Genomic DNA, 1,347 nt, shown 5'->3' on the forward strand with positions numbered 1-1,347 from the left:
TCGAGATGATTGTTATGACTCATGCAAGTATTTTTTAATATAATTTATGCCGCAATTAATTGATTACTGACATAAGGTTTCTGATGACTTACCACTGCAACCACTCTTAGGGCAATCTTATTTCTTATTGCATTTAAGATGCTCATGGGATGTTTTCCTTCTTCCTTTTTACGGTTATAATAGGTTCTGAATTCAGGGTAGTATTGTATGACTGATAATGCACTGAGATGGAATAGTTTTTTGAGTTCCTTATTAGCCATATGATGCACTCGGTTGCGTCCCTTTATGCTGATGCCACTGCTATGTTCAAAAGGTACAACACCAGCGTAACAGGCGAGTTGCTTACCACTGATCTTAGCAGAAAAATTGGTAGTGCAACAGATCAAATAAACAGCAGTTAGGTGACCAATGCCAGGCACGGTAATCAGCAAATCGTAGTTGTTCTTTAACTCCGGATTTTCGGCTATGATTTTACTGATCAGTGCTTCGATCTCCTTTATGGATCCGGCAATACCTTCGATCGCTGCCAGGTGTGCTTTCTCTACTGCTTTTTGAACCATAGGATCATTAATGTTTTTGAGTTCTTTGATATACTGTTTATTACTATTGATTTGTGAGAGCAGTCTTGTTCTGGAGGTCATAAAGTCTTTCAATTGCATCAAAACAGGGTTTAACGCCGATGAAACTTTTAACGTGTCCGATTCTTTACAGGCATATTTACACAAACGAATGCTGTCTATCTTGTCATTTTTGCCTCTGGTAATACCAAAGCTCCATTTGATATGAGCAGCATTACCAATATGCAAAGGCAAGCCTTTTTTGTTGCAAAAAGACCAGATCAATCGGTGGTAGATCCCGGTGTTTTCGATTACCACTAAGGTGTTCGGATCCATAGCTACTTTAAAACTTTTAAGCCATTTTCCGAAGGCTTTGAGCCCTTCTAAAGTGTTGTCAAAACGGGCTGTTTCAATACCTCGTTTTTGATGATCAGTAACGGCCATCAGGGAAGCATCGAAGAAGGGTTTTGAAACATCAATGCCAATGAAAAATTTGCTATTCGCTTTCATAGTATTAAATTATAATTTTGTAGCAAGACCTAACAGTTTTGCCCCATCGGTCCAAGTCCTTAATAATGGGTATTACCCTAATTGTTATATGGCCACTAAGGGAAAACACGGCAGCGGATTGCATCATCTCATAGGCATAAAAACCTTGACGACTTGATAATTCGCCGCTGCCGTGGTTAGGCATTATTCCTACAAAATTCTGTATAGCTGAGGAATTAAGCGTAACACTTAATAACAATTGTTTTTTAGGTTCTAGACCACTGGTCAAATCTAAAGGACG

The 1,347-nt window shown here is 38.8% G+C and carries 2 protein-coding genes; both read right to left on the reverse strand.

The genetic code is table 11. The features are described 5' to 3' along the window. Positions 1–44: 44 nt before the first annotated feature. Complete coding sequence (locus tag AC1DDX_RS27445; protein WP_288879047.1) at positions 45–1,067, reverse strand: IS110 family RNA-guided transposase; 1,023 nt, start codon at positions 1,065–1,067, stop codon at positions 45–47. A 4-nt stretch (positions 1,068–1,071) separates the two neighbouring features. Beyond that, on the reverse strand, positions 1,072–1,347 hold a 276-nt coding region (locus tag AC1DDX_RS27450), incomplete at its 5' end, for a hypothetical protein (protein ID WP_337718273.1).

It is taken from the genome of Pedobacter sp. 10L46_2, assembly GCF_056395165.1.